Source organism: Kaarinaea lacus (assembly GCF_975902315.1).
The window spans coordinates 1-2,947 of record NZ_CDLKIE010000449.1; the positions used below are offsets into that span (position 1 = coordinate 1).

3 protein-coding genes are annotated in these 2,947 nt (G+C 46.3%); 2 read left to right on the forward strand and 1 reads right to left on the reverse strand.

Annotated features, from left to right (window positions below):
* Positions 1-1,154 (forward strand): FAD-dependent oxidoreductase (locus ACWVCM_RS13985; RefSeq protein WP_455202379.1); only part of this gene is annotated, 1,154 nt, incomplete at its 5' end.
* Positions 1,117-2,583 (forward strand): B12-binding domain-containing radical SAM protein, encoded by a 1,467-nt coding sequence (locus ACWVCM_RS13990; RefSeq protein ID WP_455202380.1) that lies wholly within the window; start codon positions 1,117-1,119, stop codon positions 2,581-2,583. The genes ACWVCM_RS13985 and ACWVCM_RS13990, both read left to right, overlap by 38 nt.
* A gap of 51 nt (positions 2,584-2,634) precedes the next feature.
* Here ACWVCM_RS13990 and ACWVCM_RS13995 read toward each other — a convergent pair.
* Positions 2,635-2,947 (reverse strand): SPASM domain-containing protein (locus tag ACWVCM_RS13995; protein WP_455202381.1); only part of this gene is annotated, 313 nt, incomplete at its 5' end.

A 2,947-nucleotide genomic window follows, 5' to 3' on the forward strand; every position in this document is an offset into this window, starting at 1 on the left:
ATGCTTTTCGTAAGGTGGGGTATAAGGAGTCTTTAATTTTTCTGTATGACTATCTTGTCCAAAAATACAAAGCTGATAACAGCACACCACGATCGCTGGAAGAGTGGGTGGTGCAACGATTTGGAAAAAGTCTCTACGAAGTGTTTTTTAAGGGTTATAGCGAAAAAGTCTGGGGCATGGACTGCACGAATATTGATGCCGACTGGATCGCGCAACGCATTCAAAATTTGAGTTTGGCGAAAGCCGTCAAGTCAGCAATCATAAAGCGCACCAAAAAACAGTTCGCAACGCTAACTGACAAGTTTCTTTATCCTGCAGAAGGAATTGGCAGTATTACAGATAATTTACGAAATGGAATAAATGCCAATAACCTGCAACTGGAAGCATCCGTTGAGCGTATTAGCCATGACAATAACAGAATTACGTCAATAGAATACCGGCATCAGGGACAACGATACCGCATAGCGCCGGAACAGGTGGTTTCGACCATCCCTTTGTCTGTGCTGGCGAAATGTCTTGATCCTGCACCACCGTCCCACGTTTTAACTGCTGCCAACAGTCTCCGAAGTCGAGACCTTGTGCTGGTTACATTAATGGTTAATCGGGATCAGGTAAGTAAGGATAGCTGGGTATATTTTCCGGATAAAAATATACCCTTTGGGCGAATTCATGAACCCAGAAACTGGAGCGAGCATATGGCGCCCAAAGGAAAAACAGCGGTGGTGACGGAGCACTTCTGTTTTCGGGGAGATGAAACCTGGAGTTTAGCGGATGAACAACTTGTTCAACGAACCGTGGATAGTATGGTCAAACTCGGGCTTATGAATAAAGGTGACTTGCTGGATGGGGTAGTCATGCGAATTGCGAATGCTTATCCCCTGTTTGAAACAGGCTATCGTGAACAGTGTGAAACAGTTTGTGATTACCTTTCCCAATTTGAAAATCTGAACCTGGCGGGTCGTACTGGTGCTTTCCGTTACTACAACATGGACCAGGCCATGTTAAGCGGCGTGGAGGCTGTGGAACAGCTTACCGGTGAGAAAATCGCGCTGGCCCGCTCTGGCCTGACAAAACAGAATGTGAAGGACCACGCGAAACTGTTTAATGGAGAAGAAAATGAAATGTGCCCTGATTATTCCGGCGTGGCGACCTGAAGAGTTATTTTCCAAGAAAACCGCGGCGTCACAGCTGAACTATTGGCAACCTTTAGGCACGCTATATGTTGCCGCCAGTTTAAAACAGGCGGGGCATGAGGTGCGGTTTTTTAATGGCGCGTTTTTGAAGCATGCTGATATTCTGCGGGAACTTGTTGAGTATCAACCCGGGTTTGTCGGCATATATTCGACGACTTTCGGCTGGGATAAAGCGCAGCATACCGCCAGGGATGTAAAAGCGAATGTGGATGGTGTATTTACCTGTGTTGGTGGTCCCTATCCCATTGCGATGCAGAAAGCGTGTTTACAGGACAACCTCTGTATAGATGCCGTGGTGACGGGAGAAGGTGAAGTCACTGTCCCTGAAATAGTAGATCATCTGCAACAGGGGCAATCTATGCATGACGTACCAGGCGTAGCATTTCGGGATGGCGATGACATTATCTGTAACGAACCTCGACCATTAATTGAAGATCTCGATATTGTTCCATTTCCGGCACGTGAGCTATTAAGTAATGCGGAAGAATATTTACCACCACCGGCGACCTATCGACGGAAACCTGTGGCGGTTATGCTGACCGCGAGAGGTTGTAACCGACGCTGTATTTTCTGTTCCCAGATTGATAAAAAACGAAAATCCGGGATCCGGGGTATTCGATTTCGCAGCGTGGACAACGTCATGGCGGAAATCGAACACTGCCTGGCTCAGGGTTATCGGGAAATCAAATTCATCGACGACACGCTGGCTGCAGATTATGATCGCGCCATGGAAATTACCCGTGAAATCAAACGACGTAAGCTGGATTTTACCTGGTTTGCCTCTGCCTGTGTTAATCAGGTGGATAAGCCATTGTTAAAAGCAATGAAAGAAGCGGGTTGCTGGGCGGTACTGTTTGGTGCAGAAAGCGGCGTGCAAAAAAATTTAAATACCTTGCGTAAAGGCACCAAGGTCGAACAGATCAGAAAGGCGGTAGCAGATGCGAAAGCTGTCGGCTTGAAAGTTACCACACCATTTATTATTGGTATTCCCGGTGAAACCTATGAAGAAGCACTGCAAACCATTGAGTTTGCCATGGAACTGAATCCAGATATTGCCAATTTTCATGCATTAACCGCATTTCCCGGTACCCATTTACACGACAACCTGGAGCAGTATGGCAGGGTATCAGATGACTTGACGAAATATACTTATCAAGGTGCATCATTTGTTCCATATACAATGACGCAACAACAAATCCACGAACTCAGGCAACTGGCCTTCAAGCGTTTTTACAGCCGCCCCAAATTCCTGATCAACAGGGCATTGCAAATCCGCAGCTGGAATGACTGTGTGGCTGCTTATAAAGGTGTAAAAAGTCTGTTCTGGATCTGGCGGGACAAGAAGCTATTTAGTGAAGACGAAAATAAATATATTGCTACACAACAATAGTTATTGCCACAGTTGTAGCCACAATAGTTATTACCACAATCATGAAAAAGATTAAGCAGCGCTGAGTTTTGCGTACTCTCTGAGAACGGCCGGGTAAAGCAGCGGGTTGAGCATGATATTGGTAATGAAATAGCATTCGTGGGTGCAGTGGCAACAGGCATTTTCTATTTTCTGAATAATAGTTTTTGCTGCCTGGGTTTGGAGCATGTCGCGCAGGTCGTAGTGATGGTCTCTGATATTGCCGAAACTTTCTGTCAGCGTTTCGCAAGGATAGACGTCACCGGTTTCAGTTAATACCAGGTTGGCTTTTCCCGCATAACAGGGGATGAGTCGACGTTGTTGGTCGTGGGTCTCGCGGATTAAG